A 23,626-nucleotide genomic window follows, 5' to 3' on the forward strand; every position below is an offset into this window, starting at 1 on the left:
TGACGCCGGGGCGAGCGATGAGCGCCGGGATTCAGACCAGGAAGCGCTGCCAGGCCAGCAGGCCCCAGGTGAGCCCGACGAGGACCAGCGACAGCATCACCGCCGCCGAGCCAATGTCCTTGGCCCGGCCGGAGAGCTCGTGGCGGTCGGGACCGATGCGATCCACCACGCTCTCGATGGCGCTGTTGAGCAACTCGACGATCAGCACCAGCAGGCAGCTGCCGACCAGCAGGATCCATTCCACCGGCTCGCGACCGATCCAGGCGGCCAGCGGCAACAGGACCACACAGATACCCAGCTCCTGGCGGAAGGCCGCCTCGTGGCGAAAGGCGGCCTTGAGGCCCTTGAGGGAGTAGCGGGTGGAGTGCACCAGGTGGCGCCAGCCGGTGTGTCCGGGTTTCATCTGCGAGCGTCCATCGATCAGTCGTCGGCGTAAGCGGCGATGGTAGCAGAGCCGGCCGGTCGGCGCGCCGCCGACACCGGGCCGGCCGGGCCAGGGTCGCGACTCAGTGCGCCTGGATCATCGCGTCGAGGTCCTGCGAGAGGTGATCCAGCACCGTCGACCAGCTCAGGTAGGGGGTCGCGGCGGTGCCGTTGACCAGCACCGTGAACACCCCCCAGCGCCCCGACAGGGTGCGGAAGTAGCCGGTGACGGCGCGCACCGTCACCGGCTGGTTGAGGGTACCGGTCTTGAGCATGACGTGGTGCTGGAAGGTGTCGGAGCCCCGCCGGATGAAGCGCATCACGCCATTGCCGGGCGACTGCAGGGCCGCAACGAAGCTCGGGAACAGCGACGGGCGGCGGAACATGTGCTCGAGCAGGGCGTTCACGCCGGCCGCGGAGGTCCGGTTCTCCGGGGTCAGGCCGCTGCCGCTCGCCAGGGTGGCGGAGCCGTGGCCCGGGATGGCGCCGGCGAAGGCCTCGAGGGCATCACCCGCCTGGGACAGCGACGGCCGGGGGCCCTCGGCCAGGTCGAGGGCCAGGGTGTCGGCCATGAAGTTGTTGGAGTAGTTCAGGGTGCGCAGCAGCAGTTCCTGCAGCGGCTCGCTATCCACCGCGGCGAGTCGCTGCGCCGAGGCCGGCGGCGGGGCGGTGCTGGTGGCATGCCCGCCCTGCACCGCAATACCGGCCTGGTCGAGCATGGCCATCAGGATGTCGGCGGATTGCTCGGCGGGATCGGCACTGGTGCGGTAGACCTCGCGCGGCCGGGCGTTGGTGGAGATCTGGCCGCTGACCCGCATGACATCGCCGTCGTCGTCGGTCAGGCGCTCCGCCGTGAGCTCGGTGCCGCTATCATCCGGCCGGGTTTTCACCCGGTTGTCGATGCGGGGCAGGCGCGCTTGGCTGTCGCAGCTGGTGACATCCGCCGGCTCGCCGGGCGTACGTGCCGGGGCGATGGTCACGCACCAGTTGCCGTAGTTGACCGCGGCCGACGACAGCAGGGCACTGTAGGCATTGTCCACCCGTCGCTCGCCCTCGCAGCGGTCGGTGGTGATGCAGGTCACCGGGCCGAAGCGCCACTGGCTGACCACCAGGCGTCCGCTCACCTCGCTCACCCCCGCCTGATGGAGGCGCTGCACCAGCCGCCACAGGTCCTCGGTGGTCAGCGCCGGATCGCCGCCCCCCTCGAGCACCAGGTCGCCGTGCAGCACACCCTGGGCATCCGGCTCGGCGGTGCTGACCAGGCGGGTGGCGAAGCGGTGCTGGGGACCGAAGCGGTCGAGGGCCGCCGCGGCCAGGTAGACCTTGGTCACCGAGGCCGGCGACAGGCTCTCCCGCGGGGCAATGCTGCCCAGGGTCTCCCCCGGCTCGCCGTTGCCCAGCAGCCGGGCCTCGGCGCCGATCACGAAACCGTCATCGGCGAGGGTCGAGAGGCGGGGGAAGCCCTCCCCGAGGGCAGCCAGCGGCATCATCAGGAGCAGACAGAGCGAGAGCAGGCGGTACGGCATGAGCGGCGTCCAGGCAGCGTGAGACGACGACGCCACGACCCGGGCGCCGGCAGCCCGCAGTCTACCCGCCCACCGACGGGGATTCGACCGGCCCCGCCTCAGTGCGCCGCTACGCTCGAGAAGGCCTGGATGACGACCACGCCCCCCACGATCATCGCCAGGCCCAGCACGGCGGGCAGGTCGGGGCGCTCCCCGTAGACCAGGAAGCCGATCAGGGTCACCAGCACGATGCCCAGCCCCGCCCAGAACGCATAGGCGATGCCCACCGGTAGGCTTCGCAGGGCCAGGGTGAGCGTGTAGAAGGCCAGGCCGTAACCGACCACCACCACCATGCTCGGCCAGAAGCGGGTGAACTCCTGGGACGCCTTGAGGGAGCTGGTGGCCACCACTTCGGCGATGATCGCCAGGGCCAGGTAGACATAGGCCATCAGACACCTCCCCACGCCAGATAGCGGCGCATCACGTGATCGAAGAGAGTATTGAACACCAGCGCATAGGCCAGGAAGAACAGCATGAAGCCGAGGTCGAGCCAGAAGGCCTCGACCAGGCCGATGGACAGCCACCAGGCCACCACCGGCAACGTCGTCACCAGCAGTCCCAGCTCGAAGCCCAGGGCCTGGCCGAGGCGCTGGACCAGGCTGCGCCGCCGGGTCGGCACCCAGGCATCGAAGAGTCGGTTCCAGACCAGGTTCCACAGCATGGCGATGGTCGCGAGCCCCAGGGCCAGCACGCCGACCTCGCCGAACCCGTGTCCACTGACCCAGCTGGCCAGGGGCGTGACCATGATCAGGCCGCCGGTCTCGAAGAGCAGGGTATGGCTCAGCCGTTCCTTCCAGGAGCGCATGTCGATCTCCCCTCCGGTCGCTCGCCGGGACCGGGATGGCCTCGACGTCGCCTCCTATTCTCGACATGATAGCGATGGATACGAGTTGGATCCCATCAGCAAATCAGATAGGTCAAGACCATGCGCTGGAGCCTCGACCAGCTGGAAGTGCTTATCGCCTGTGCCGAGCGCGGCTCCTTCTCCTCGGCGGCCCGTCACCTCGGCCGGGCGCAGTCGGCCGTCAGCACCGCCATCGCCCACCTGGAGGCCGACCTCGGCTGCCTGCTGTTCGACCGCACCGGCCGGCTGCCCCGGCTGACCGAGGAGGGCAAGGCCCTGCTCCACGAGGCCCGTGCGGTGATCCGCCAGTGCCAACGGCTGGAGTCCCGCGCCCGGGCCATCGCCCTGGGCGAAGAGGCCCAGCTGGTGCTGGCCATCGACGAGGCCCTGGTGGAGATGCCGCCGGTGGACGAGACCCTGGAGGCTCTGGCCCGGCACTACCCGGCCCTGCAACTCACCCTGCTCTATGGCGCCCAGGGGGACATCGCCGGCTGGGTGGAGGACCGCACCGCCGACCTGGGCATCCTGCTGCGCCAGCAGGGCCAGGGCCCGGTGCTCGAAGGCATCCGCATCGCCCACCTGCAACAGGTGCTGGTGGTGGGGCGCGACCACCCCCTGGCCGGGCACCCCGCCCCCACCGCCGGCGACCTGGCCGACCACCGCCAGCTGCTGATCGCCTCGCGCACCGAGGTCGACGCCGGGGCGACGCTCAGCGCCCAGTTCTGGTGCCTCAACAGCTTCTACTCGATGGGCGAGCTGGCCACCCGCGGACTCGGCTGGGCCCTGGTGCCCCAGCACATCGCCCAGTATCCGCCCTTCCGGGAGGACCTCGTCGAGCTGGCCGGCGAGGCCCTGGGCCGTCCGCCGGTCATCGAGGTGGAGACGGTCTCGCGGCGCGACGCCGCCCAGGGCCCGATCGCCCGCTGGCTGCGCCAGACCCTGGGGGAGCGCTTTCGCGACCGCCGCCAACGCTAGGCAAACACTGCGTGATCTGAAACCGGCAAGCCTTCAGGCATCGGGCACCAGATCGGGACGATGCGGCAGCTCGACCCCCAGCCGCCACAGCAGCTGGCCGCTGTGGTGGTACTTGCGCTCGAAGGGCGTGAGGAAATCGCCGCCGGGCTCGAAGCCCGTCACCGGCGCCCGGTCCCCGGTCACCTGCTCGACCGCCAGGGCGAACTCCTCGACGTAGAGGCGCCAGTTGGAACGCAGCTCCAGGCGTCCGCCGAGCGCCAGGATGACCGGAAACACCGGGTGGCCCTGCCAGCGCATCTTGAGATGCGCCGACTTGGGGTAGGGGTTGGGATAGAGCAGGTAGTGGCGCACGGGACGCCAGCCCCCGGCCAGCGCCAGCCGCCAGAAGTCCACCAGGTCGGCACGCACCAGCCGAGCATTGTCGGGCAACGGGCCGTGATCCCGCGACAGCCGGTCCGCACTGCGGTCGATGCCCAGCACCGTGCTCTCGGGATGCCGCTCGGCCAGCTGCCGCGTCGACAGGCCCACGCCACAGCCGGCATCCAGGATCAGCGGCCGATCACCGCGCTCGACCCGCCAGGCGTCAGCCGCGGCAAAGGTCTCGCGGGTGTGCTCGGCCAGCGGCTTGCGCAGTGGATGGGTCAGGGCCCGGGCGACGCGGCGCGACAGGTCCTGATGGGGACCGGGCTGGTTGGAGGTGACGTTGCGCGAGCGCTCTGGCATGACGGGAACCGCTGGAGGACGACGGGGGCCGACATTCTAGCAGCTGGCGGCCAGCCCGCGCAGGCCGAGAGCCGTCATGCCCCGGCATGACGGCGTGGCGGGCCGGGTGCTATGATCCTTGCCCAAACAGCGGCAATGAAGCCCAGACATCAACCGCACAACGAGGAACCCGGCTTGTCACATTTACCGGTGATCGTGGGCATGGGCGGCGTGAATCCCGCCGGCCGAACCTCGGGCCATCAGGCGTTTCGCCGCACCGTGCTCGACGCCCTGCCCGCTGACGACCAGGCCCAGACCCTGCTTGGCCTGGCGGCGATGATGCGCCTGGCCCATGCCCAGGCGGACGACACCTGGCACGACGCCGATGGCCAGCCCCTCGACGCCGCCGCCATCGTGGAGCAGACCCGTCAGCGGGTGCTGGACCACACCCTGATCCGGCGCATCGAGGATCCCCGCTTCAATGCCGAGGGCCTGCCCGCCAATCGTCGTGCGAGCCTGGCCCTCGAGGCACCGATGACCTTCCGCGTGCGCCGCCGCCAGCTGCCCGAGACCCTGCCGCCCACCTGGCAGGTCCGCGAGCTCGACCGCCGCACCCTGGAGGTGACGGTGCCCGCCGGCGAGATGGACGTGATGCTGCCCGAGACGCGTCCCGCCCAGGTGCGGGCCGCCGGGCAGCTGCCCTCGGGCTTCGAGCCCAGCCGGCTGTACCGCAGCGTCCACCACCCCCGCGGCCTGTCCATGGCAATCTTCGCCGCCAGTGACTGCCTCGGCGACAGCGGCCTGGGCTGGGACGACCTGCGCGACCGCCTGGACCCCGACCAGGTCGCGGTCTACGCCGGCAACTCCATCGGCCAGCTCGACGACGAGGGCTGGGGCGGCCTGCTCAAGAGCTTCGTCTCCGGCAAGCGCGCCACCTCCAAGCAGATGCCGCTGGGCTATGGCCAGATGCCCGCCGACTTCCTCAATGCCTACGTGCTGGGCAGCGTGGGCGGCACCGGGGCGGCGCTCGGCGCCTGCGCCAGTTTCCTCTACAACCTGCGCCTGGGCGTGGACGACATTCGCGCCGGACGGCGCCGGGTGGTAATGGTCGGCACCGCCGACGCCCCGATCACCCCGGAGATCGTCGAGGGGTTCCGGGCCATGGGCGCCCTGGCCGACGACGACAGCCTCAAGGCCCTGGACGCCCTGGAGCTGCTCACCGACATCGACTACCAGCGCGCCTGCCGCCCCTTCGCCCGTAACTGCGGCTTCACCATGGGCGAGTCGAGCCAGTTCCTGATGCTGATGGACGATGCGCTGGCCCTGGAGGTCGGTGCCGAGGTGCTCGGCAGCGTCCCCGACGTCTTCGTCAATGCCGACGGCTGGAAGCGCTCGATCTCGGCCCCGGGCATCGGCAACTACATCACCCTGGGCAAGGCGGCCGCCCTGGTTCGCGACATGCTCGGCAGCCAGGCCCTGCGCGAGCGCACCATCTTGCATGCCCATGGCACCAGCACCCCCAAGAACCGCGTCACCGAGTCCCATGTCTTCGACCTGGTCGCCCAGGCCCATGGCATCGAGGCCTGGCCGGTGGTGGCAGTGAAGGCCTTCGTCGGCCATTCCCAGGGCAGTGCCGCCGGCGATCAGCTGGCCAGCGCCCTGGGCAGCTTCGCCCATGGACTGCTGCCGGGCATCCCGACCCTGGAGGCCGTGGCCGATGACGTCCACGCCGAGCGGCTGCGCCTGTTCCGGGATCCGCAACGCTTCCAGGCCGACGCGGCCTTCATCAACGCCAAGGGTTTCGGCGGCAACAACGCCACCGGCGTGGTGCTCTCCCCCGCGGTGACCGAGCGCCTGCTGGTGGCTCGCCACGGCGAGACCGCGGTGGCCGCCTGGCAGGCGCGTCGCGAGGCGACCCGCGAGGCCGCCGCCGGCTACCGCCGAGACGCCGACTCAGGCCGCTTCCATCCCCGCTACCGTTTCGGCGAGGGAGTGCTGGAGGGGCCCGAGCTCGAGGTGAGCGACGCGGCCATCCGCATTCCCGGCTATGCGCGACCGGTCTCACTGGTCGCCGACAATCCCTTCGGTCGCCTCGACGACACGGAGGACTCATGAACGTCGCCGTCTACCCCGGCACCTTCGACCCCATCACCAACGGCCACTTCGACCTGATCGAGCGTGCTGCGCGGCTCTTCGACAAGGTGGTCGTGGCCATCGCCACGAGCCCCGGCAAGGGGCCGGCGCTGGACCTCGACACCCGGATCGGCCTGGCGCGGGAGGTGGTGGCCGGCCTCGACAACGTCGAAGTGGTGGGTTTCTCGGGTCTGATGACCGAGTTCATGAAGCAGCAGCATGCCCGCGTGCTGCTGCGCGGGCTGCGGGCGGTATCGGACTTCGAGTACGAACTGCAGCTGGCCAACATGAACCGCGCCCAGATGCCGGAGCTCGAGACGGTGTTCCTGACGCCGGAGGTGGAGAACTCCTATATCTCCTCCACCCTGGTCCGCGAGATCGCCCGTCTCGGCGGCGACGTGTCGAAGCACGTGCATCCCGAGGTCGCCGCGGCGCTGAAGAGCCATTACAATACCTGACCATGGCACTCGGGCATCTCGCGCCCGAGATCGACTGCTCCAAGGGCAAGGGCCGGCATGGACCGGCCGCGACTTCCGTGAGGTACCCCATGGCCCTGATGATCACCGACGAGTGCATCAACTGCGACGTCTGCGAACCCGAATGTCCCAACGGCGCCATCTCGCCGGGGGAAGAGATCTATGTCATCGACCCCAGCCTGTGCACCGAGTGTGTCGGCCACTACGATGAGCCCCAGTGCCAGCAGGTGTGTCCGGTGGACTGCATCCCGCTGGACCCGGAGCGCCGGGAGGGCCGTGACGAGCTGATGGAGAAGTACCGGACCATCACCGCCGCCTGAACTGCCAACCGCGATGCCCAACGCCAGCGCCCCGCTCGATGAGCGGGGCGCTGGCGTTGGTGAGGCCGAAAGACGCGCCTACATCTCGTCGGCGCGACGGCTGACTTCACAGCCCAGGCAGCGCCGGAAGGTCGCCTCGGCGGGGGCCTTGATCAGGGTCTCGGCGGCGGCGTCCACGTTGCCCCCCAGGGCACTGAACGGTAGCGAGACCAGGAAGACCGCTGTGCCACCGACCGTGGCCGCGGCCAGCAACGGCCGGGCCAGCAGTGCGTCTGCCACCATCGCCCCGCCACTCGGCCGGGCGGCGTCATGCTCGTAGTCGTCCTGGGCCATGGCCGGCAGACTGCCCACCGTCATCGCCATCACCAAGGCGGCACCTGCCCAGCCTCCACCGATACGTCTCATATCGCGCTCTCCTCGCACCCCAGTTGCATTCATGGCCCAACCCCAGGCAGGCTCTCCCTTCTTCCAAGCGTAGACGGCTTTTGGTCCCGGATGCTTGCAGGGCCTCTCGGCAACGGCCATGCTGCCGGGCTCGTCCGCCGACCGGAGCCACCGTGACCTCGTCCGCGACCGCCGCCACCGCCCAGCCCCCCCAGCGCATCTGGGCCCTGGCCTGGCCGATCATCCTCTCGAACATCACCGTGCCGTTGCTGGGCCTGGTCGATACCGCCGTGGTCGGCCACCTGCCGGATTCCCGCTACCTGGCCGCCGTGACCCTGGGCGCCACGTTGTTCGGCTTCCTCTACTGGGGATTCGGCTTCCTGCGCATGGGCACCACCGGCCTGACGTCCCAGGCGGTCGGCCGCGAGGACGATGAGGCGGTCAAAAACCTGCTGGGGCAGTCGCTGCTGCTGGCCGGCGGCATCGGCGGCCTGCTGGTGCTGGCCGGCGGCCCGCTGGTGGATTTCGGGCTGTGGCTGCTGGACGGCAGTGACCAGGCCACCGCGCTGGCCGCAGACTATGCGCGGATCCGCCTGCTCTCGGCCCCGGCGGTGCTGGCCAACTACGCCATCCTCGGCTGGTTCCTGGGTCAGCAGAACGCCCGGGTCACGCTGTGGCTGCTGGTGCTGACCAATGGCGTCAACATCGTTCTCGACCTGGTGTTCGTGGTCGGCCTCGGCATGACCAGCGATGGCGTGGCCTGGGCCACGGTGATTGCCGACTACAGCGCCCTGGCCTTCGGCCTGTGGCTGGTGTCGCGCCAGCTCAGGGGCCTGGCGGGCCGGTTTCGCCGCAGTCGACTGTACCGGTTGGCCGCCTATCGGGAGCTCTTCCAGGTCAACGCCAACCTCTTCGTGCGCACGCTGGGCCTGCTGTTCGCCATGGCCTTCTTCACCTCCCGGGGCGCCGCCCAGGGCGACACCGTGCTGGCCGCCAACGCCGTGCTGCTGCAGTTCATCATGCTGACATCCTATGGCCTCGACGGCTTCGCCCACGCGGCCGAGGCCCTGACCGGCCGCTCGGTGGGACGCCGGCGCTGGGACGAGTTCGCCGCCGCGGTACGCGCGGCCGCCCGCTTCTCGCTGGCCACTGCCGGGGGGGCCGCCCTGGCCTTCGCCCTGGGCGGCGAGTGGTTGATCACCCTGCTCACCGGCCTGCCGGACGTGCGCGACACCGCCGGCCGGTACCTGCCCTGGATGGTCGTCATGCCGCTGATCGCGGTGTGGAGCTACCTGCTGGACGGCGTCTTCATCGGCGCCACGGCGATCCGCGAGATGCGCAACAGCATCTTTGCCGGCCTGGCGGTCTACCTGCCGGTCTGGTGGCTCACCCAGGGACTGGGCAATCACGGCCTGTGGCTGGCCTTTCTCGTCTTCACCGCCGTGCGTTCGACGGTGCTGGTCGCCTACTACCGTCACTACCGACGAACACGCTGGACGAACGCCCAAACCTAGACATTCGTCGCCTTTGACAACATTTTGCCCCCGCGGCAACGTGACTGCCCAGCCTGCTGGCCGAGAACCGGCCGTGGATCCACAGGCGCCCTCAACGGAAAAGGGACATCTCCATGCTGAAGCTGCTGTCACGACCGGCCGTCAAGATGGTCGAGCGCTACCTTCCCGACCCCTATATCTTCGTGCTGCTGCTGACGGTGATCGCCGCGGCCGCGGCGATCGCCGTGGAGCGCCAGACGCCGCTGGCAGTGTTGCGCTTCTGGGGCGACGGGTTCTGGAACCTGCTGTCGTTCTCCATGCAGATGCTGCTGGTGCTGGTCACCGGCTTCATGCTGGCCAGCTCGCCCCCCGTCAAGCGCCTGCTGCAGCGCCTGGCCGGCCTGGCCAACAATGCCGGGGCCGCCATCGTGCTGGTGACCCTGGTATCACTGGCCGCCAGCTGGATCAACTGGGGCTTCGGGCTGGTGGTAGGGGCACTGTTCGCCAAGGAGCTCGCCCGGCAGATCCGTGTGGACTATCGCCTGCTGGTGGCCAGCGCCTACTCGGGCTTCATCGTCTGGCACGGCGGCCTGGCCGGCTCGGTACCGCTGACCATCGCCACCGAGGGCCACTTCACCGCCGAGCAGATCGGCGTGATCGGCACCGGCGAGACCATCTTCTCGCTGTTCAACCTGGTCATCGTGCTGGCGCTGTTCGTGGCGATGCCGCTGTTCAACCGCCTGATGCTGCCCGACGAGAAGGACAGCGTCTTCGTCGACCCCAGCCTGCTCGACGACGGCGAGGAACAGCGCGTGCGCATCACCCGCCCCGCCGAGCGCCTGGAGAACAGCATGACCCTGGCCTGGCTGGTGGGCATCCCGGGGCTGCTGTTTCTGCTCGACCACTTCGTGCTGCAGGGCGGCGGCCTCAACCTCAATGTGGTCAACTTCCTGTTCCTGTTCCTGGCCATCGTGCTGCACCGCACCCCCCGCAGCCTGCTCGAGAGCCTCCACGAGGCCATCAAGGGCGGCGCCGGCATCGTCATCCAGTTCCCCTTCTACGCCGGCATCATGGCGATCATGGTCCAGTCGGGCCTGGCCGAGACACTCTCGGAGGCGCTCATCTCGCTGGCCACCGAGACCACCCTGCCGGTCTGGACCTTCCTCAGTGCCGGCATCGTCAATATCTTCGTGCCCTCCGGGGGTGGCCAGTGGGCCGTGCAGGCGCCGGTGATGCTGCCGGCCGCCGAGGCCCTCGGCGTGGACGTCCCCAGGGTGGCCATGGCCGTGGCCTGGGGCGATGCCTGGACCAACCTGCTACAGCCGTTCTGGGCCCTGCCGGTGCTCGGCATCGCCGGGCTCAAGGCCAAGGACATCATGGGCTTCTGCCTGGTCCAGCTGCTGCTGACCGGCCTGATCATCGCCGCCGGCCTCACCTGGCTCTAAACACACGGATTGACTGCTGCGCTCGACGCCCCACAGGGAAGTGGGAAGTGCGTGGGTTCGTCGGCAACGAACCTCGCCATCCTGCCCGCCAGCGGTGCTCGCGACATGAATCAGCGCTTTTCAATCGATTGTACGTCTGACAACGCCTTGTGCCCTCGGCGGGGTCGAGGCGTTATGCTGAGGGGACCATAGACCCAAGGATCTCCCCTCGATGGACGAACAAGCCCTTCCCGGCCAGCACGAGCTCACCATGACCGTGCTGATGACCCCCGACATGGCCAACTTCAGCGGCAAGGTGCACGGCGGCGCCATCCTCAAGAAGCTCGACGAGGTGGCCTACGCCTGCGCCAGCCGCTATGCCGGCCACTATGTGGTGACCCTCTCGGTGGACCAGGTGCTGTTCAAGCAGCCCATCCACGTCGGCGAGCTGGTCACCTTCCTGGCCAGCGTGAACCACGTGGGCCGCTCCTCCATGGAGATCGGCATCAAGGTGGTGGCCGAGGACATCCAGAACAAGCTGATCCGCCACACCAACAGCTGTTACCTGACCATGGTCGCCGTCGACGGTGACGGCCAGCCGGCCCGGGTCCCCGCGCTCAAGCTGGAGACTCGCCTCCAGAAGCTGCGCTTCGAGAAGGCGGCCCTGCGCAAGAAGCTACGCAAGCAGGCCGAAGAGGAAGAGCGCCGCACCCAGTTCGAGCACGGCACCCCTTAGGACCTCAGGTTGACTCCTCCTGGATGGCCTCGCCGCCTTCCTCGATGTCCTGCCCCATGCCGCGCATGGTGTTGCAGCCGGCGAGCAGCGACAGGGTGAACAGGGCGACCAGTCCCAGTAACAGCGTGCGTTTCATGGCGACCTCCTGGTGTCGGTGAACAAGCAACCAGCGATAGCTTATTCAATCTAGCAGGCATCCCCCGCTACCGGCGAGGACCGCCTCAGGCGAGCAGCAGCCGCAGGATGATGGCGACGATCACGGCGATGGTCAGCCATTTCACCCACAGCGCGCCGCGCGGGCTCATGTTGACCTGGACCGCCAGCCAGGCCCCGGACATGCTGCCGGCGGCCAGGACCAGTCCGTAGCCCCAGCGGACCTGCCCCTGGAACAGGAACATGCCCAGGGCCGGCAGGGTATAGACGAGCACGATCAGCACCTTGAAGACGTTCACCTGGGCCAGATCGATGCGCAGCAGGCGGTAGAGCACCACGATAAACAGGATCCCCACCCCGACCTGGATGAAGCCGCCGTAGAGACCGATGATGAACATCGCCAGGTAGACCGCCGGCGTCAGACGCTCGGGGGTCAGCGGGCGGGTCTCCAGGCGCGGCTGGGGGAGCAGCATCAGCACTGCAGCCACGGCCATCACGACGATCAGGATCGCCTCGAACAGCGCATCGCTCACCCGCAGGGCCAGCCAGGCGCCGAGCAGGGAGCCGAGCACCGCCGGCACCGCGAGGCGCAGGCTCAGACCGATGTGACGGGCGCCGGCACGCAGGAAGCTGACCACCGCCGAGACGCTCTGCAAGGCGATGGAGACCCGGTTGGTGCCGTTGGCGGCCTGGGGTGGCAGCCCCAGGAACATCAGCATCGGCAGGGTAAGCATCGAGCCACCCGCCGAGAGGACATTGATGAACCCGGCCAGGGTGCCGATACCGAGCAGGGCCAGAGCCTCGAGAAGGGGCATGGCGGAATCCTTTGCTGCCTGACACGCAATGGCCGTTCAGCATAGCGATTCGCTCCCGGGACGTCGCCCGCTGTGCCATGATAGCGGCAGGATCAGCCTGCGAAACGAAGGAGAGCCCCATGTCGGATTTCGAGCCGGATGCCCGTCTGGTGGAGGACAGCTATCCCGTCACCGAGCTGCCGTTCTGCCAGTTGCGGCTGATGAATGATGCCCGCTTTCCCTGGCTGCTGCTGATACCGCGTCGCACCGGCGTCAGTGAGGTCTTCGAGCTGGGCGAGGCCGAGCAGCGCCAGCTGTGGCGCGAGGCCACCCTGATCGGGCGGGCCCTCAAGGAAGGGTTCGGCGGCGACAAGCTCAATATCGCCACCCTGGGCAACATGGTGCCCCAGTTGCACCTGCACGTGATCCTGCGACGTCAGAATGATGCCGCCTGGCCGGGGCCGGTCTGGGGACATGGCCAGGCCGAGGCCTACGACCTGGACGCCCTGGCCGACATGCGCGACCGGCTGCTCGCCCAGGTCGAGGGGATCGACTGGTCCCGGGAGGCCTGAGGGCGCTCAGCGGGCCATCTCGAGGCGGGAGTTCAGCTCGGTGAGCAGCGGCTCGACCAGCGACGGCGGCAGGGGGCGGTTGCCCCGATAAGCCGTCATGGCGATGCGGGTCGCCGTGCCGCTGTCCGCCACCTCCAGCTTCACCCGGTAGCCCGGCCAGCGGGCGATCACCGCCTCCAGTCGCCCCAGCGCCGCATCGGCGTGGCGGATCACGTAGCCCCGCGCCATCAGCAGATCGAGGCTCTCCACCAGCACCGTCCTGGGCGGTACCGACAGCTCCCGCACCGCCGGCGTGGCCGGCGGCGGGGGGGTCGCACAGCCCGCCAGCCAGACCACCAGGCCCAGCGCCATCACCCCGGCCCTCATGGCGTCGCCTCCGCCGGCTGACGCCGGATCGCCAGGCGCAGCTTTCGACAGAAGGCCGCGTCGCTGGCGGTGCGCGACTCCCGCATCGCGCCGCGCCAGTCGAACAACCGGTAGTCCCGGGTCACCCGGACCCGCTCCGGCCCCACCACCGCCGAGACGCGCTCGATCTCGGTGGCCTCCTCGTCGATCGCGGCATACCCCACCCCCATGCCCAGCACCACGCCGGAGGCGACGCGCCCCCCGCTGCCACCCACCACGAAGCCACCCAGTCGGGGACCAGGGTCGACGGCGTTATGGTAGATGGTCCGCTTGGCGCGCTCGGCGCTGACCAGGCCCAGCTCGACCGCGGTGTGACGCACCAGGAAATCCTCGTCCTCGAGGGCCGCGACGACCCGCGGCAGGGTCGTCGGCGGGGTGTCGGCATCGACCGGCCAGTGACAGGCCGGGTCGGGTGGCGGCTCGGCCACGGGCAGGCTCGCGGGCCCAGCCTGACAGCCAGCCAGGACCACCAGCAGACATGCCCACCACGCTCGCTGCATCGCCCCACTCCCCCATGGCCTCTCGTGAGTCTAGGTCAGTGAGCCAGGATCCGCCCAAGCCCTTGAAGCGCCGTGCCTTCGCCCGCACGTCATGCAACGAGCCTATGATGGCGATGCACGGAATTCGCTTACCCCAGCGCCATCCCGCTGCCTACACTGGCATCCAACGCGATCAAGGAGGCATTCGCATGAGCGACACCAACAGCATCGGCCTGCACGAGTCCAGCGCCAGCCAGCTTGCCGAGCGGCTCAATGTCCTGCTGGCCAACTACCAGATCTTCTACATGAACGTGCGCGGCTATCACTGGAACGTGAAGGGGCACGACTTCTTCCAGCTGCACACCAAGTTCGAGGAGTTCTACACCGACCTGCTGATGAAGGTCGACGAGGTGGCCGAGCGCGTCCTCACCCTCGGCCACAAGCCGGTGCACGCCTACAGTGACTACTTCCGCATCGCCAGCATCCAGGAAGACAAGGACGTCCACGACGGGGAGGCCTGCGTGCGCGGCGTCCTGCAGGGCTACCAGTCGCTGATCGAGTTGCAGCGCGAGATCCTCTCGCTGGCCTCGGATGCCGACGACGAGGGCACCGCCGCCCAGGTCGGCGACTACATCCGCGAGCAGGAAAAGACCGTCTGGATGCTCAATGCCTACCTGGGCTGACACCCGGCACGCTAGCGTATGTCGACGCCGCCCTCGGGCGGCGTTTTTCATGGCCGCCCGCCCTCCTCGTCAGCGCCTGCCCGCTCCCCCTCGGCGGCACGCACCAGCTCGACGGGCAACGGTTTCTTCATGCGCACTCCCAGGCGCTCGAGGGCCGTGGCCTGGGCCACCAGGCTGCCCTGGCCCTCGGCGAGCCGGTTCATGGCCCGGCGATGGCTGTCGCCGGCTCGCTCCAGGTGACGGCCGACCTCCTCGAGGCTCTCGACGAAGCCGCTGAACTTGGTCAGCAGCCGCTCGGCCCGCGCGCCGATCAGGCGGGCGTTCTCGTTCTGCCGCTCGAGGCTCCACAGGCCGGCCACCGTGCGCAGGCTCGCCAGCAGGGTGGTCGGGGTGACCATCACCACCTGGCGGTCGAAGGCCTCCTGGAAGAGCGTCGGGTCCCGCTCGAAGGCGGCGGCGAAAGCCGGCTCCACCGGCACGAAAAGGAACACGAAGTCCGGCGCCCGCAACCCCGGCAGCCCGGGGTAGTCCTTGGCGGAGAGCCCCTGGACGTGGCTGCGCAGCGACTGCAGATGGGCCTGCATCGCCGACTCGCGCTCGGCATCCTGCTCGGCATTGACCACCCGGGTCCAGGCGCTGAGCGACACCTTGGCGTCGACGATCAGATGACGGTCCTCGGGCAGGTAGATGATCGCATCCGGGCGCTGACGTCCCTGCTCGCCGGATAGCGACACCTCGCGGCGGTACTCGATGTCGCGGCGCAGGCCACTGCGCTCGAGCACCGTCTCCAGGATCAACTCGCCCCAGTTGCCCTGGGCCTTCTGGTCGCCCTTCAGCGCCCTGGCCAGGCCCGCCGCCTCGTCGCCGAGGCGCGCATTGAGGCCGGCCAGCTGGTCGAGCTGGGCCTTCAGCGAGCCCCGCTCACGCTGTTCCTGGCCGTGGAGATGCTCCACCCGCTGACGGAACTGCTCGACCTGCTCGCGAAACGGCTTGAGCAGCGCCTCGAGGCTCTCGCGACTCTGGGCGCTGTAGGCCTGCTGGCGCTCCTCGAAGACGCGGCTGGCGAGCTGGTGGAATTCCTCCTTGAGCCGCTCGCGGGCTTCCTCGAGCAGGGCCAACTGCTCGCGGTGGCGCAGCGCCGCCTGTTCCCGCTCGGTCTCCAGCCGGGCCGCCCGCTCGCGCTGCTCGGCCAGCCGGTCGCGGACCTGGAGGAGCTCGGCTTCCACAGCGGCCAGGCGCTCCCGGCAGCCATCCAGCTGGGCGTCGCTCTGGGTCAGCTCCTGCTCGAGGCGCACCGCGGCGGCTTCGCGCTCGGCCAGGCGAGCCCCCGCCGCCGCCAGCCGCCGTCGCTGGGCGATCCCCCAGCCGAGGGCCAGCAGGGCCAGGGCCCCCAGGCCGACCAGCCATGGCCAGCCCTGCCGCACCCCTTCCTGCCAGTCGAGCATGGTCATCTCCGCGGTGAGTCGGTGAATTGTGAAGGCATATGGCCCCCCCTCTCATATCAGGAAAGCGTGAACACCCCGCCGCGGGGGAGCACTATACTCAAGGCCAGGGAACGAAGGAGTGAAGGCGTCGATCGCTCGTCAAGACTTCCGAGGTACCCACCATGAACCGACACCTGCTGGCCGCCTGCCTGGCGGCCCTGATCCTGGCCCTGTGCCTGCCGGCCATGGCCGACCGCGGCCATCATTCTCCCGGCCGCTTCGGCAGCGACTTCCATCATCCGGCCCGCTTCGGCCAGAGCGCCCACCAACAGCGCCACCACCCGGCAGCGCTGCGCTACGGACACCGCTCGCACCGGGTGGAGCGCCAGGTATTCTTCGTGACGCCCCGCCACCGCCATAAGCGCCACCGGCACTTCCGGCATCGCCATGGTGGCCACCGCCACCACAGCGACATCCCGCTGGTCACCGTGGACGATTTTCCGCTGCTGCGCATCCGGGTGAATCACTGAGGACGCGCATCCGGCCGCCTCAGGACGCCGGGCGCGCCAGGTCCTCGATCAGGCTGCACAGCACGCCCCAGAACTCCTCCACCGAGGCGATCTCGACCCGCTCGTCCGGGGAGTGGGCGCCGCGGATCAGCGGGCCGAAGGAGATCATCTCCATGTCGGGGTACTTGGCGCCGAGGATCCCGCACTCGAGGCCGGCATGGATCACCTTGATCTCCGGGTCGACGCCCAGCCGGGCCCGATGCAGCGCGCAGAATCGCGCCAGTAACGGACTCTCCGGGTCAGGGGTCCAGCCCGGATAGGCGTTTTCGACCCGGGTCCGCGCCCCGATCAGCTCGAACAGGGCCCGCAAGCGGTCGGCGATGTCGGCGGTGGCGCTGTCACGCAGCGAGCGCACCAGCGCGCAGAGATGGAAGCGGCCCTCCGTCAGGCTGACCACCCCCAGGTTGTTTGAGGTCTCGACCACGCCGGGCACATCGACGCTCATGCGCTCGACTCCGCAGGGAGCGGCATGCAGGGCCGCGATCAGCAGCCGGCTGGCGTCCCGGGTCAGGGCCTCGGCGGGTCGCGTCCCGACGGCGGTCAACGCCAGCTGCAGCTCATCGTCGGCCCCGGCCAGTTCGTCGCGCAGCTCGATCTCGAGCGCCATCAGGCGTTCGCGGGCGGCCTCGACCTCCACCGCCGGCAGGGCCAGAGTGGCGAAGGCCTCCCGGGGCAGGGCATTGCGCAGGGTGCCGCCCTGATAGTCCACCAGCCGCGCGTCGAGAGCCTCCAGGGCGCGCAGCACCCGCACCAGCAGGCGATTGGCGTTGCCGCGCCCCTTGTGGATATCGATGCCCGAGTGGCCACCGACCAGCCCGGTCACCGACAGAAGCAGGGCGCTCTCGTCCTCGGCGAGCACGGCGGTGGGCAGCTGGGCGTCGACCACCACGTCGGCACCGCCGGCGCAGCCGATATACACCTGGCCGCGGTCCTCCGAGTCGAGGTTGAGCAGCAGCCGTCCCCCGAGCCAGTCCTCGGCGAGATTCAGGGCGCCGCCCATGGAGGATTCCTCCTCCAGGGTGAACAGGCCCTCGAGGGGCCCATGGACCAGATCGTCAGCCTCGAGCACCGCCAGGGCCGCCGCCACGCCGAGGCCGTTATCGGCGCCCAGGGTGGTATGGCGAGCATGCAGCCAGCCGTCCTCGACGTAGGTCTCGAGGGGATCCCGGGTGAAGTCATGGGGATGGTCGGCGTTGGCCTGGGCCACCATGTCCAGGTGGCCCTGCAGGACCAGGCCGGGCGCGGCCTCGTGGCCGGGCGTCGCCGGCTTGCGGATGCGCAGGTTGCCCGCCGCGTCGCGGTCGTGGGCCAGGCCGCGGGCGTCGGCCCAGGCCTGCAGCTTGGCCACCAGCGTCGCCTCGTGCCCCGAGGGCCGCGGCGTGTTGCACAGGGTGCGGAAATGCCGCCATAGCGGGCGTGGCGAGAGCTGCTCGAGATGTGCGTTCATGGCGCTTCTGTATCGGGGTTGACCCGGAAACTCTACCGGCCGGCCTCGTCTGTGGAAAGCCTCGGCACGCTCAGCCAGGCGCCCACGGTGCGCCGCCGCCAGGCCGCGACCTGGCGAGCGCCGGTCAGGCCCAGCCGGTTCGCCAGCCAGGTCTCGTCGCGGCCCTGAAAGGCCCAGGCCGCCAGCAGGCCAAGCTCGGGGGCGCCGCCGGCGAGGGGGGCCGCCCGGCGGATCAGCGCCTGCAACGCCGGGCGTGCCAGGGCGGGCTCGCGGTGGCCATGGGCCACGTCCTCCAGGTCGGCGCGGTCCTCGTCGGAAAGCGGCTCGGCGTCCCCCTCGGCCAGCAAGGCGAGAACCACGCCCGGATCGAGGTCGGCCAGCTCGAAGGCCAGCAGGGCCGGCAGCTGCCGATGAAATCGCCTCACCAGGCGCAGGGCCAGGCCCTCGCCCTCCACGCTGGTGGCCTGAACCACCATCAGGGCGTGCTCGCCAGTGGCAGCCTCCCGGCTCAGGCCGAGGCGCACGGCCCAAAAGCCCTGGGCCTGCCAGAAGGCCAGCAGTCCCGGCTCGGCGCCGAAGCTCGCTCCCAGCAGGTCGATGCCCTCCGCCCGGGCCCGCTGTCGCTCGACCTCGAGCAGTCGTGCCCCCAGCCCCTGCCGGCGGGCCGCCGGATGCACGGCGATGCGCAGCACCCGGCGCAGCCGGCCGGTCAGGGCCGCCCGTTCACCGGCATGGGCGGCCAGCGACTGGGCCAGCAGGTGACCGCGAGGGCGGCGCTCACCTCGCGCCACCCGCTCGGCGAGTCCCGCCTCGAAGCCCCCCTCGTCACCGGTTACCGCCACGCCCTGGGGCCCCCGATCGTCCTCGAGAGTGGTGATGCGCGCGCCGGGGGCGTCCAGCAGGCGCCGCAGGTCACTCGGCGTGGTGCGGTAGTGGGCTTGTACCAGCAGGCCGAACAGGGCCCGCAGGCGCGACTCGTCACGGGCCAGGGCATCGCGGTCGGCCAGCTGCCAGCGTAACGCCCCGCCGCCAGGGGCCACGGGTTCGGCATCCAGCATCAGCAGCCGCGCGGTCAACGCCTCGAGGGGATCCTGCTCGGCCCAGCGAATCGGTGCCTCGAGCCGCCACTCGCGCCATTCCGGTGTCAGCCGCTCCAGCCGCTCGCGGAAGCGCAGTGCGAAGCCGCGCCCCGCCCCCTCGTAGCCATGCACCGTGGTGGAAAAGGCGATCCGCGGAAAGGCTTCCAGCCACTGGCCAAGCAACCCGGCGGGGATCGCCGCGGCCTCGTCGACCAGCAGGCGGGTCCCCGGGCCGCCGGCGTCGCCGCGCTCGACCCGGGCACTGAGCTCGTCGGGGGCCAGGAAGGTCAGCGTCGCGGTGCCGGCCCGAAAGCAATGGCCCTCGCGACGCCCTCCCGGACAGAGCGCGACCAGCCGCTCGAAGAGCCCGGCCACCGCTGCAGGACGTGGCGCCGTGACCAGCAGCTCCGACTCGCCCCGGGCCAGCAGCCGGGCACAGGCGATCCCCAGGGCGGCGGTCTTGCCGCGTCCCCGGTCGGCGGTGAGCACCAGCGGTCGGCGACGGCGCAGCCGCACCAGCCGCGCCACGGCCTCGGCCTGGTCGCCGGTCAGGCAGTCGGGATCCGTCGGCACTGGCAGGGAGGCCGGCGCCGGCGGCCAGACCGGGAGCACGGGCGACCCGCCGGCGGGCCAGCGCATGGCCTCGGGCGCCGCTACCAGCAGCCGGGCCAGGCGCGCGAGGTAACGGGCCTCCAGCTGCTCGGCTCGCCAGGGGTGCTCGGCCAGGCGGGCATAGTCCGCGTCGGGGCGAGCGCCCCAGTCGTCGGGCGTGAGCAGCACCAGCAGTCCCCCGGCGCGCAGAGTGCCGGACAGCGCCCCGAAGGCATCGGGATCGAAGCCCGCCTCCGGGGAGACCGCATCGACGATGACCAGGTCGTGCTCGCCGCCGAGTCGGGTCCGCGCCTTGGCCGCTGGCAGCGGACAGACGTCGTCCGCTGCCAGCGGCGCCAGTGCCGGCCCCAGCCACAGGGGGGCCACCCAGGGCCGGGCGTGCCACAGGGCCAGGCCCCGGGCCAGCGCCTGCCCGGCGGCGGCCGGCACCCACAGCAGTGCGCGGTGACGGCGACGCGCGAGTGCGTCCGCCGCGGCCAGCAGCCGGGCGATGGCGTCGGGATCGGTGTCGGAACGGCCTGAAGCCGCCCCGGGGACGGCTTCAGGTGGTCGGGAGGCCAAGGCGCATGCCCTCGACGTCAGGATGTCGTCAAAGGATCTCAGCCATAGGCCACGCTGGGCAACCAGGTGGCGATGGCCGGCAGGGTGAAGACCAGCGCCAGGGCCACCAGCTGGATGATGATGAAGGGCACCACCCCGCGATAGATGTCGGTGGCGGTGATCTCCGGCGGCGCCACGCCCTTGATGTAAAAGAGCGCGAAGCCCACCGGCGGCGTCAGGAAGGAGGTCTGCAGGCACATGGCGAAGAGGATGGTGAACCACACCAGGTCGAAGCCGAGCCCCTCCACCACCGGCGCCACCAGCGGCAGGATGATCAGGGTGATCTCGACCCAGTCCAGGAAGAAGCCCAGCAGGAAGACCGCGAACAGGATGGTGATGATGATGCCGGTGGGGCCGAAGGGCAGGCCGAGCAGCGCATCCTCGATGACCTGGTCGCCGCCCAGGCCGCGCAACACCACCGAGAAGGCGGTCGCGCCCAGGAAGATGGCGAAGATGAACGCCGAGGTGCGGGTGGTCTGGAAGAGCGACTCGCGCATCACCGGCAGGGTCAGCCGCCCGGACAGCAGCGCCAGCAGCAGCGCGCCCAGGGCGCCGACACCGGAGGCCTCGGTGGGCGTGGCCACCCCGGCGAAGATCGAGCCCAGCACGCCGAGAATCAACGCCGCGGTGGGAATCACGGCGACGATCACGTCCCAGATCACCCGCGGGCCGATCTCGGGCAGGTCGTCCGGCACCGGCGCAACATGCGGCTGGAGCAGCGGCCGACCGATGGCATAGATCACGTACATGGCGCCGAGCAGCAGCCCCGGAAAGAAGGCGCCCATGAAGAGATCCCCCACCGAGGCCTCGGGCACCGCCAGGCGGTCGGCCATCAGCACCAGCATGATGGAGGGCGGAATCAGGATGCCCAGGGTCCCGGTGGCGCAGGCGGTGCCCACGGCGAAGCCCTTGTCGTACTTGTTCTCCATCATCACCGGCAGCGACAGCATGCCGAGCAGCACCACCGAGGCGCCGATGATGCCGGTGGTGGCGGCCAGCAGCACGCCGATGACGATCACCGTCACCGCATAGCCGCCGCGAATCGCGCCGAACAGCTTGACCATGTTGTTCATCAGCCGCTCGGCGATGCCGGACTGGTCCAGCATGATGCCCATGAAGATGAACATGGGCAGGGCCACCAGGGTCTCGCTTTCGACGAGCCCCCACACCCGCTCGGGGATCAGCCCCATCGAGGAGCTGTAATCGAACCAGAGGTCGGCGCCGAAGCTCTCGACGGCGACCACGCCGATCACGGTCCAGACGAAGGCCGTGCCGCCGAGCACCCAGGCGACGGGAAAACCGGTCATCAGCAGCGCGCCGAAGGTGGCGAACATGCCAATGACGTAGATGGCTTCGAGTGACATCAGGACGCGTCTCCCTTGGCGTTATCGGAGGCGATGGGCTTGGGGAAGCCGAACAGCAGGGCGGTGACGCGCAGCAGGCGCGACAGGGCCGCCAGGATCAGCAGGGCGAAGGACAGTGCCACCACGGCCTTGAGCACCCAGCGGTGCGACAGCCCGGCCGGCGCCGGGCTGGTCTCGCCCTGGGCGAAGGAACTCATGGCGTAGGGCACCATCTCGTAGAGGGCGATGCCGAGGAAGGGCAGCAGCAGCAGCAGGATGCCGAGCAGCTCGATCCAGGCCTGGGCCCGCAGACTCAGCCGCTCGTGGATGACATCGACGCGCACGTGGTCGTCGGTGGTCAGGGTGTAGGCGAGGCCCAGCAGCCAGGCGGCGCCGGCCAGGTGCCATTGCCACTCCTCCAGGGTCACCGACCCCTGGCCGAAGGCGTAGCGCCCCACCACCGCCCAGATGATCACCGCCACCACGACCAGCCACATCCAGGAGGCGGCCTTGCCGATCAGCGCCAGGGCCGCATCGAGCCACTGGCTCGGGCGGGTCTGGGGCAGCGCGGTGTGATGGTGGACAAGCTCCTCCACCTCGGACGGACGCAGGCCGTGCGGGTCGGAGGCGTGACGATCAGGCTCCGTCATGGGATCTTCTCTCAAGCCAAGCGAGGCCCGCATGCACGGGCCTCGGGATTGTCATGTCCGGCGGCCGGCACGGCGGCCGGCCACGTTGTTGGCAACCCGGCCGGAGCCGGGCAAGCCGATCACTCCTCGCCGCTCTCCGGTGCAGTCAGCTCGGGCGACAGGTAGGCACGCTTGTCCCAGACGGAGTAGCTCTCCTGGAAGGCCTGCTGGCTCTCGTAGACGCGACGGAAATCCTCGTCGTTGGCCGCCTCCTCGGCCAGCACCTCGTCGGTGACGTCCTTCAGCTCACGCAGCACCTCGTCGGGGATCTGCTGGGCGGTCACACCGCTTTCCTGGAAGCCGGCCAGCACCTCGCCATTCTTGTACTCGCCCTCGGCGAGGCCTCGGGTGACGGCAGCGGTACAGGAGGCCTCGACCAGCGCCTTCTGGGACGCGGAGGCGCTCTCCCATTCCTCCTTGTTGATCAGCATGTACTGGGCGGTGAACGGCTGGTGCCAACCCGGGAAGAGGTTGTACTTCACCACCTGGTCGAAGCCAAGGATCTGATCGATGGCCGGCATGGAGAACTCGGTGGCGTCGATGGTGCCCTTCTCCAGCGCCTGGAACAGCTCACCGCCGGGCATCATGGTGACGGAGGCACCGAGGCGCTCCAGGACCTTGCCGCCGAGGCCGGCGAAGCGGATCTTCAGGCCCTCGTAATCCTCGAGGCTGTTGATCTCCTGGGAATACCAGCCGGCGGTTTCCGGCCCGATGATGCCGCACAGCTGGGCGTGCACGTCGAAGCCCTTGTTGGCGTAGACCTCCTGCAGCATCTCGTGGCCGCCACCGTAGTAGTACCAGCCGGTGAAGGCCCAGGGCTTGAGGCCGAAGGGCACGGCGGCGAACAGCGGCACGGCCGGCACCTTGCCCTGGTCATAGCCGATCCAGGTGTAACCTGCCTGGACCTTGCCATCGGAGACGGACTGCAGGATGTCGAAGGCCGGCACCAGTTCGCCCGGCTCGTAGACGCGCACCTCGATGGAGCCGTCGGAGGCGGTGGTCAGGTTGTCCGCGACCCAGGCCGCCGGCGAACCCAGGCCCGGCAGATTGGTCGAGAAGGCCGTCGGCATGCGCCAGCGCAGGTCGTCGGCAAAGGCGGAACCGGTAACGAGGGCGAGCGCGCCGGCGCAGCCGGCCATGGTCTTGACGAGTTTCATTGTTGAAGTCTCCATACTCTTGTTGTGTTGCTTCAGCTTCTGCATGTCTCGCCCATCGGCAAGACGATGTAAGAATCATCCGGCAGCCCAAGAGGAACTAGGCGACCTTCCTGAGCCAGTGTAGGCCTGCTCCATCAGCAGCGAC

Annotated in this window: 26 protein-coding genes; 10 read left to right on the forward strand and 16 right to left on the reverse strand. The window is 69.7% G+C overall.

The features are described from left to right. Positions 1-31: 31 nt before the first annotated feature. From EKG36_RS18405 to EKG36_RS18420, 4 genes are all read right to left on the reverse strand, one after another. Positions 32-403 carry a diacylglycerol kinase gene (locus EKG36_RS18405; protein WP_126486679.1) on the reverse strand — a complete coding sequence of 124 codons (372 nt, stop codon included), beginning with the start codon at positions 401-403 and terminating at the stop codon, positions 32-34. Positions 404-506: 103 nt separating this feature from the next. Continuing rightward, entirely contained in the window at positions 507-1,949 is a 1,443-nt protein-coding gene (gene dacB, locus EKG36_RS18410) for a D-alanyl-D-alanine carboxypeptidase/D-alanyl-D-alanine endopeptidase (protein ID WP_425459611.1), read from the reverse strand. Positions 1,950-2,047: 98 nt separating this feature from the next. Continuing rightward, positions 2,048-2,380: a DMT family transporter gene (locus tag EKG36_RS18415; protein ID WP_185827614.1), complete on the reverse strand. Its 333-nt coding sequence runs from the start codon at positions 2,378-2,380 to the stop codon at positions 2,048-2,050. Beyond that, positions 2,377-2,793: a PACE efflux transporter gene (locus EKG36_RS18420; protein WP_126486681.1), complete on the reverse strand. Its 417-nt coding sequence runs from the start codon at positions 2,791-2,793 to the stop codon at positions 2,377-2,379. Before EKG36_RS18420 ends, EKG36_RS18415 begins: the two co-directional genes overlap by 4 nt. Before the next feature lie 120 nt (positions 2,794-2,913). Between EKG36_RS18420 and EKG36_RS20995 the strand changes: the two genes are divergently transcribed. Beyond that, the gene (locus EKG36_RS20995) at positions 2,914-3,807 is read left to right on the forward strand and encodes a LysR family transcriptional regulator (RefSeq protein ID WP_126486682.1); all 894 of its coding nucleotides are present in this window, start codon (positions 2,914-2,916) and stop codon (positions 3,805-3,807) included. Positions 3,808-3,840: 33 nt separating this feature from the next. Here EKG36_RS20995 and trmB read toward each other — a convergent pair whose 3' ends face one another. Next, the gene (trmB, locus tag EKG36_RS18430) at positions 3,841-4,530 is read right to left on the reverse strand and encodes a tRNA (guanine(46)-N(7))-methyltransferase TrmB (protein ID WP_126486683.1); all 690 of its coding nucleotides are present in this window, start codon (positions 4,528-4,530) and stop codon (positions 3,841-3,843) included. 201 nt (positions 4,531-4,731) lie between these two features. Between trmB and EKG36_RS18435 the strand changes: the two genes are divergently transcribed. The 3 genes from EKG36_RS18435 to EKG36_RS18445 all read left to right on the forward strand — a co-directional run bounded on the left by EKG36_RS18435 (position 4,732) and on the right by EKG36_RS18445 (position 7,438). Beyond that, the gene (locus EKG36_RS18435; RefSeq protein WP_126486722.1) at positions 4,732-6,624 is read left to right on the forward strand and encodes a beta-ketoacyl synthase; all 1,893 of its coding nucleotides are present in this window, start codon (positions 4,732-4,734) and stop codon (positions 6,622-6,624) included. Continuing rightward, positions 6,621-7,100 carry a pantetheine-phosphate adenylyltransferase gene (gene coaD / locus EKG36_RS18440; protein ID WP_126486684.1) on the forward strand — a complete coding sequence of 160 codons (480 nt, stop codon included), beginning with the start codon at positions 6,621-6,623 and terminating at the stop codon, positions 7,098-7,100. Before EKG36_RS18435 ends, coaD begins: the two co-directional genes overlap by 4 nt. A gap of 89 nt (positions 7,101-7,189) precedes the next feature. Beyond that, positions 7,190-7,438: a YfhL family 4Fe-4S dicluster ferredoxin gene (locus EKG36_RS18445; RefSeq protein WP_126486685.1), complete on the forward strand. Its 249-nt coding sequence runs from the start codon at positions 7,190-7,192 to the stop codon at positions 7,436-7,438. A gap of 78 nt (positions 7,439-7,516) precedes the next feature. Here the strand turns inward: EKG36_RS18445 and EKG36_RS18450 are convergent, their stop codons facing one another. Next, positions 7,517-7,843, reverse strand: coding sequence for a hypothetical protein (locus EKG36_RS18450; protein ID WP_126486686.1), 327 nt, complete (start codon positions 7,841-7,843; stop codon positions 7,517-7,519). A gap of 152 nt (positions 7,844-7,995) precedes the next feature. Between EKG36_RS18450 and EKG36_RS18455 the strand changes: the two genes are divergently transcribed. The 3 genes from EKG36_RS18455 (at position 7,996) to EKG36_RS18465 (ending at position 11,475) form a co-directional block, all read left to right on the forward strand. Continuing rightward, positions 7,996-9,336, forward strand: a complete 1,341-nt coding sequence (locus tag EKG36_RS18455) for an MATE family efflux transporter (protein WP_126486687.1) — start codon at positions 7,996-7,998, stop codon at positions 9,334-9,336. A gap of 113 nt (positions 9,337-9,449) precedes the next feature. Continuing rightward, entirely contained in the window at positions 9,450-10,760 is a 1,311-nt protein-coding gene (locus EKG36_RS18460) for a short-chain fatty acid transporter (RefSeq protein WP_126486688.1), read from the forward strand. 211 nt (positions 10,761-10,971) lie between these two features. Next, positions 10,972-11,475 (forward strand): acyl-CoA thioesterase, encoded by a 504-nt coding sequence (locus EKG36_RS18465; RefSeq protein ID WP_126486689.1) that lies wholly within the window; start codon positions 10,972-10,974, stop codon positions 11,473-11,475. A gap of 4 nt (positions 11,476-11,479) precedes the next feature. On the opposite strand, the gene EKG36_RS18470 is transcribed toward EKG36_RS18465, so the two are convergent. Continuing rightward, positions 11,480-11,611, reverse strand: a complete 132-nt coding sequence (locus EKG36_RS18470) for an entericidin A/B family lipoprotein (RefSeq protein ID WP_126486690.1) — start codon at positions 11,609-11,611, stop codon at positions 11,480-11,482. An 85-nt stretch (positions 11,612-11,696) separates the two neighbouring features. Beyond that, positions 11,697-12,443: a sulfite exporter TauE/SafE family protein gene (locus tag EKG36_RS18475; RefSeq protein ID WP_126486691.1), complete on the reverse strand. Its 747-nt coding sequence runs from the start codon at positions 12,441-12,443 to the stop codon at positions 11,697-11,699. Between the two features lie 119 nt (positions 12,444-12,562). Here EKG36_RS18475 and EKG36_RS18480 point away from each other — a divergent pair, with 119 nt between their 5' ends. Beyond that, on the forward strand, positions 12,563-12,994 hold the full coding sequence (locus EKG36_RS18480; RefSeq protein ID WP_126486692.1) for an HIT domain-containing protein: 432 nt from the start codon (positions 12,563-12,565) through the stop codon (positions 12,992-12,994). A 6-nt stretch (positions 12,995-13,000) separates the two neighbouring features. Here EKG36_RS18480 and EKG36_RS18485 read toward each other — a convergent pair whose 3' ends face one another. Continuing rightward, a complete protein-coding gene (locus tag EKG36_RS18485) occupies positions 13,001-13,360 on the reverse strand; it encodes a hypothetical protein (protein WP_126486693.1) in 360 nt (119 codons plus the stop codon). Beyond that, positions 13,357-13,899, reverse strand: a complete 543-nt coding sequence (locus tag EKG36_RS18490) for a hypothetical protein (protein WP_126486694.1) — start codon at positions 13,897-13,899, stop codon at positions 13,357-13,359. The genes EKG36_RS18485 and EKG36_RS18490 overlap by 4 nt, the downstream gene beginning before the upstream one ends. 188 nt (positions 13,900-14,087) lie before the next feature. On the opposite strand from EKG36_RS18490, the gene EKG36_RS18495 reads away from it, so the two are divergent. Further along, entirely contained in the window at positions 14,088-14,561 is a 474-nt protein-coding gene (locus tag EKG36_RS18495; protein WP_126486695.1) for a Dps family protein, read from the forward strand. 47 nt (positions 14,562-14,608) lie between these two features. Here the strand turns inward: EKG36_RS18495 and EKG36_RS18500 are convergent, their stop codons facing one another. Then, positions 14,609-16,006: a DNA recombination protein RmuC gene (locus tag EKG36_RS18500; RefSeq protein WP_126486696.1), complete on the reverse strand. Its 1,398-nt coding sequence runs from the start codon at positions 16,004-16,006 to the stop codon at positions 14,609-14,611. Positions 16,007-16,167: 161 nt separating this feature from the next. Here EKG36_RS18500 and EKG36_RS18505 point away from each other — a divergent pair, with 161 nt between their 5' ends. Then, the gene (locus EKG36_RS18505) at positions 16,168-16,515 is read left to right on the forward strand and encodes a hypothetical protein (RefSeq protein ID WP_126486697.1); all 348 of its coding nucleotides are present in this window, start codon (positions 16,168-16,170) and stop codon (positions 16,513-16,515) included. A 19-nt stretch (positions 16,516-16,534) separates the two neighbouring features. On the opposite strand, the gene EKG36_RS18510 is transcribed toward EKG36_RS18505, so the two are convergent. From EKG36_RS18510 to EKG36_RS18530, 5 genes are all read right to left on the reverse strand, one after another. After that, positions 16,535-18,001: an aminoacyl-histidine dipeptidase gene (locus EKG36_RS18510; protein ID WP_126486699.1), complete on the reverse strand. Its 1,467-nt coding sequence runs from the start codon at positions 17,999-18,001 to the stop codon at positions 16,535-16,537. Between the two features lie 32 nt (positions 18,002-18,033). Further along, positions 18,034-20,253 (reverse strand): tRNA(Met) cytidine acetyltransferase TmcA, encoded by a 2,220-nt coding sequence (locus EKG36_RS18515; protein WP_246007565.1) that lies wholly within the window; start codon positions 20,251-20,253, stop codon positions 18,034-18,036. Between the two features lie 38 nt (positions 20,254-20,291). Next, positions 20,292-21,656 carry a TRAP transporter large permease gene (locus EKG36_RS18520; protein WP_126486701.1) on the reverse strand — a complete coding sequence of 455 codons (1,365 nt, stop codon included), beginning with the start codon at positions 21,654-21,656 and terminating at the stop codon, positions 20,292-20,294. Beyond that, positions 21,656-22,285 (reverse strand): TRAP transporter small permease subunit, encoded by a 630-nt coding sequence (locus EKG36_RS18525; protein ID WP_126486703.1) that lies wholly within the window; start codon positions 22,283-22,285, stop codon positions 21,656-21,658. The genes EKG36_RS18520 and EKG36_RS18525 overlap by 1 nt, the downstream gene beginning before the upstream one ends. Before the next feature lie 119 nt (positions 22,286-22,404). After that, positions 22,405-23,481, reverse strand: a complete 1,077-nt coding sequence (locus tag EKG36_RS18530) for a TRAP transporter substrate-binding protein (protein WP_126486705.1) — start codon at positions 23,479-23,481, stop codon at positions 22,405-22,407. Positions 23,482-23,626 lie beyond the last annotated feature (145 nt).

The sequence above is a fragment of the Halomonas nitroreducens genome, from assembly GCF_003966155.1.
GTDB classification, from domain to species: domain Bacteria; phylum Pseudomonadota; class Gammaproteobacteria; order Pseudomonadales; family Halomonadaceae; genus Halomonas; species Halomonas nitroreducens.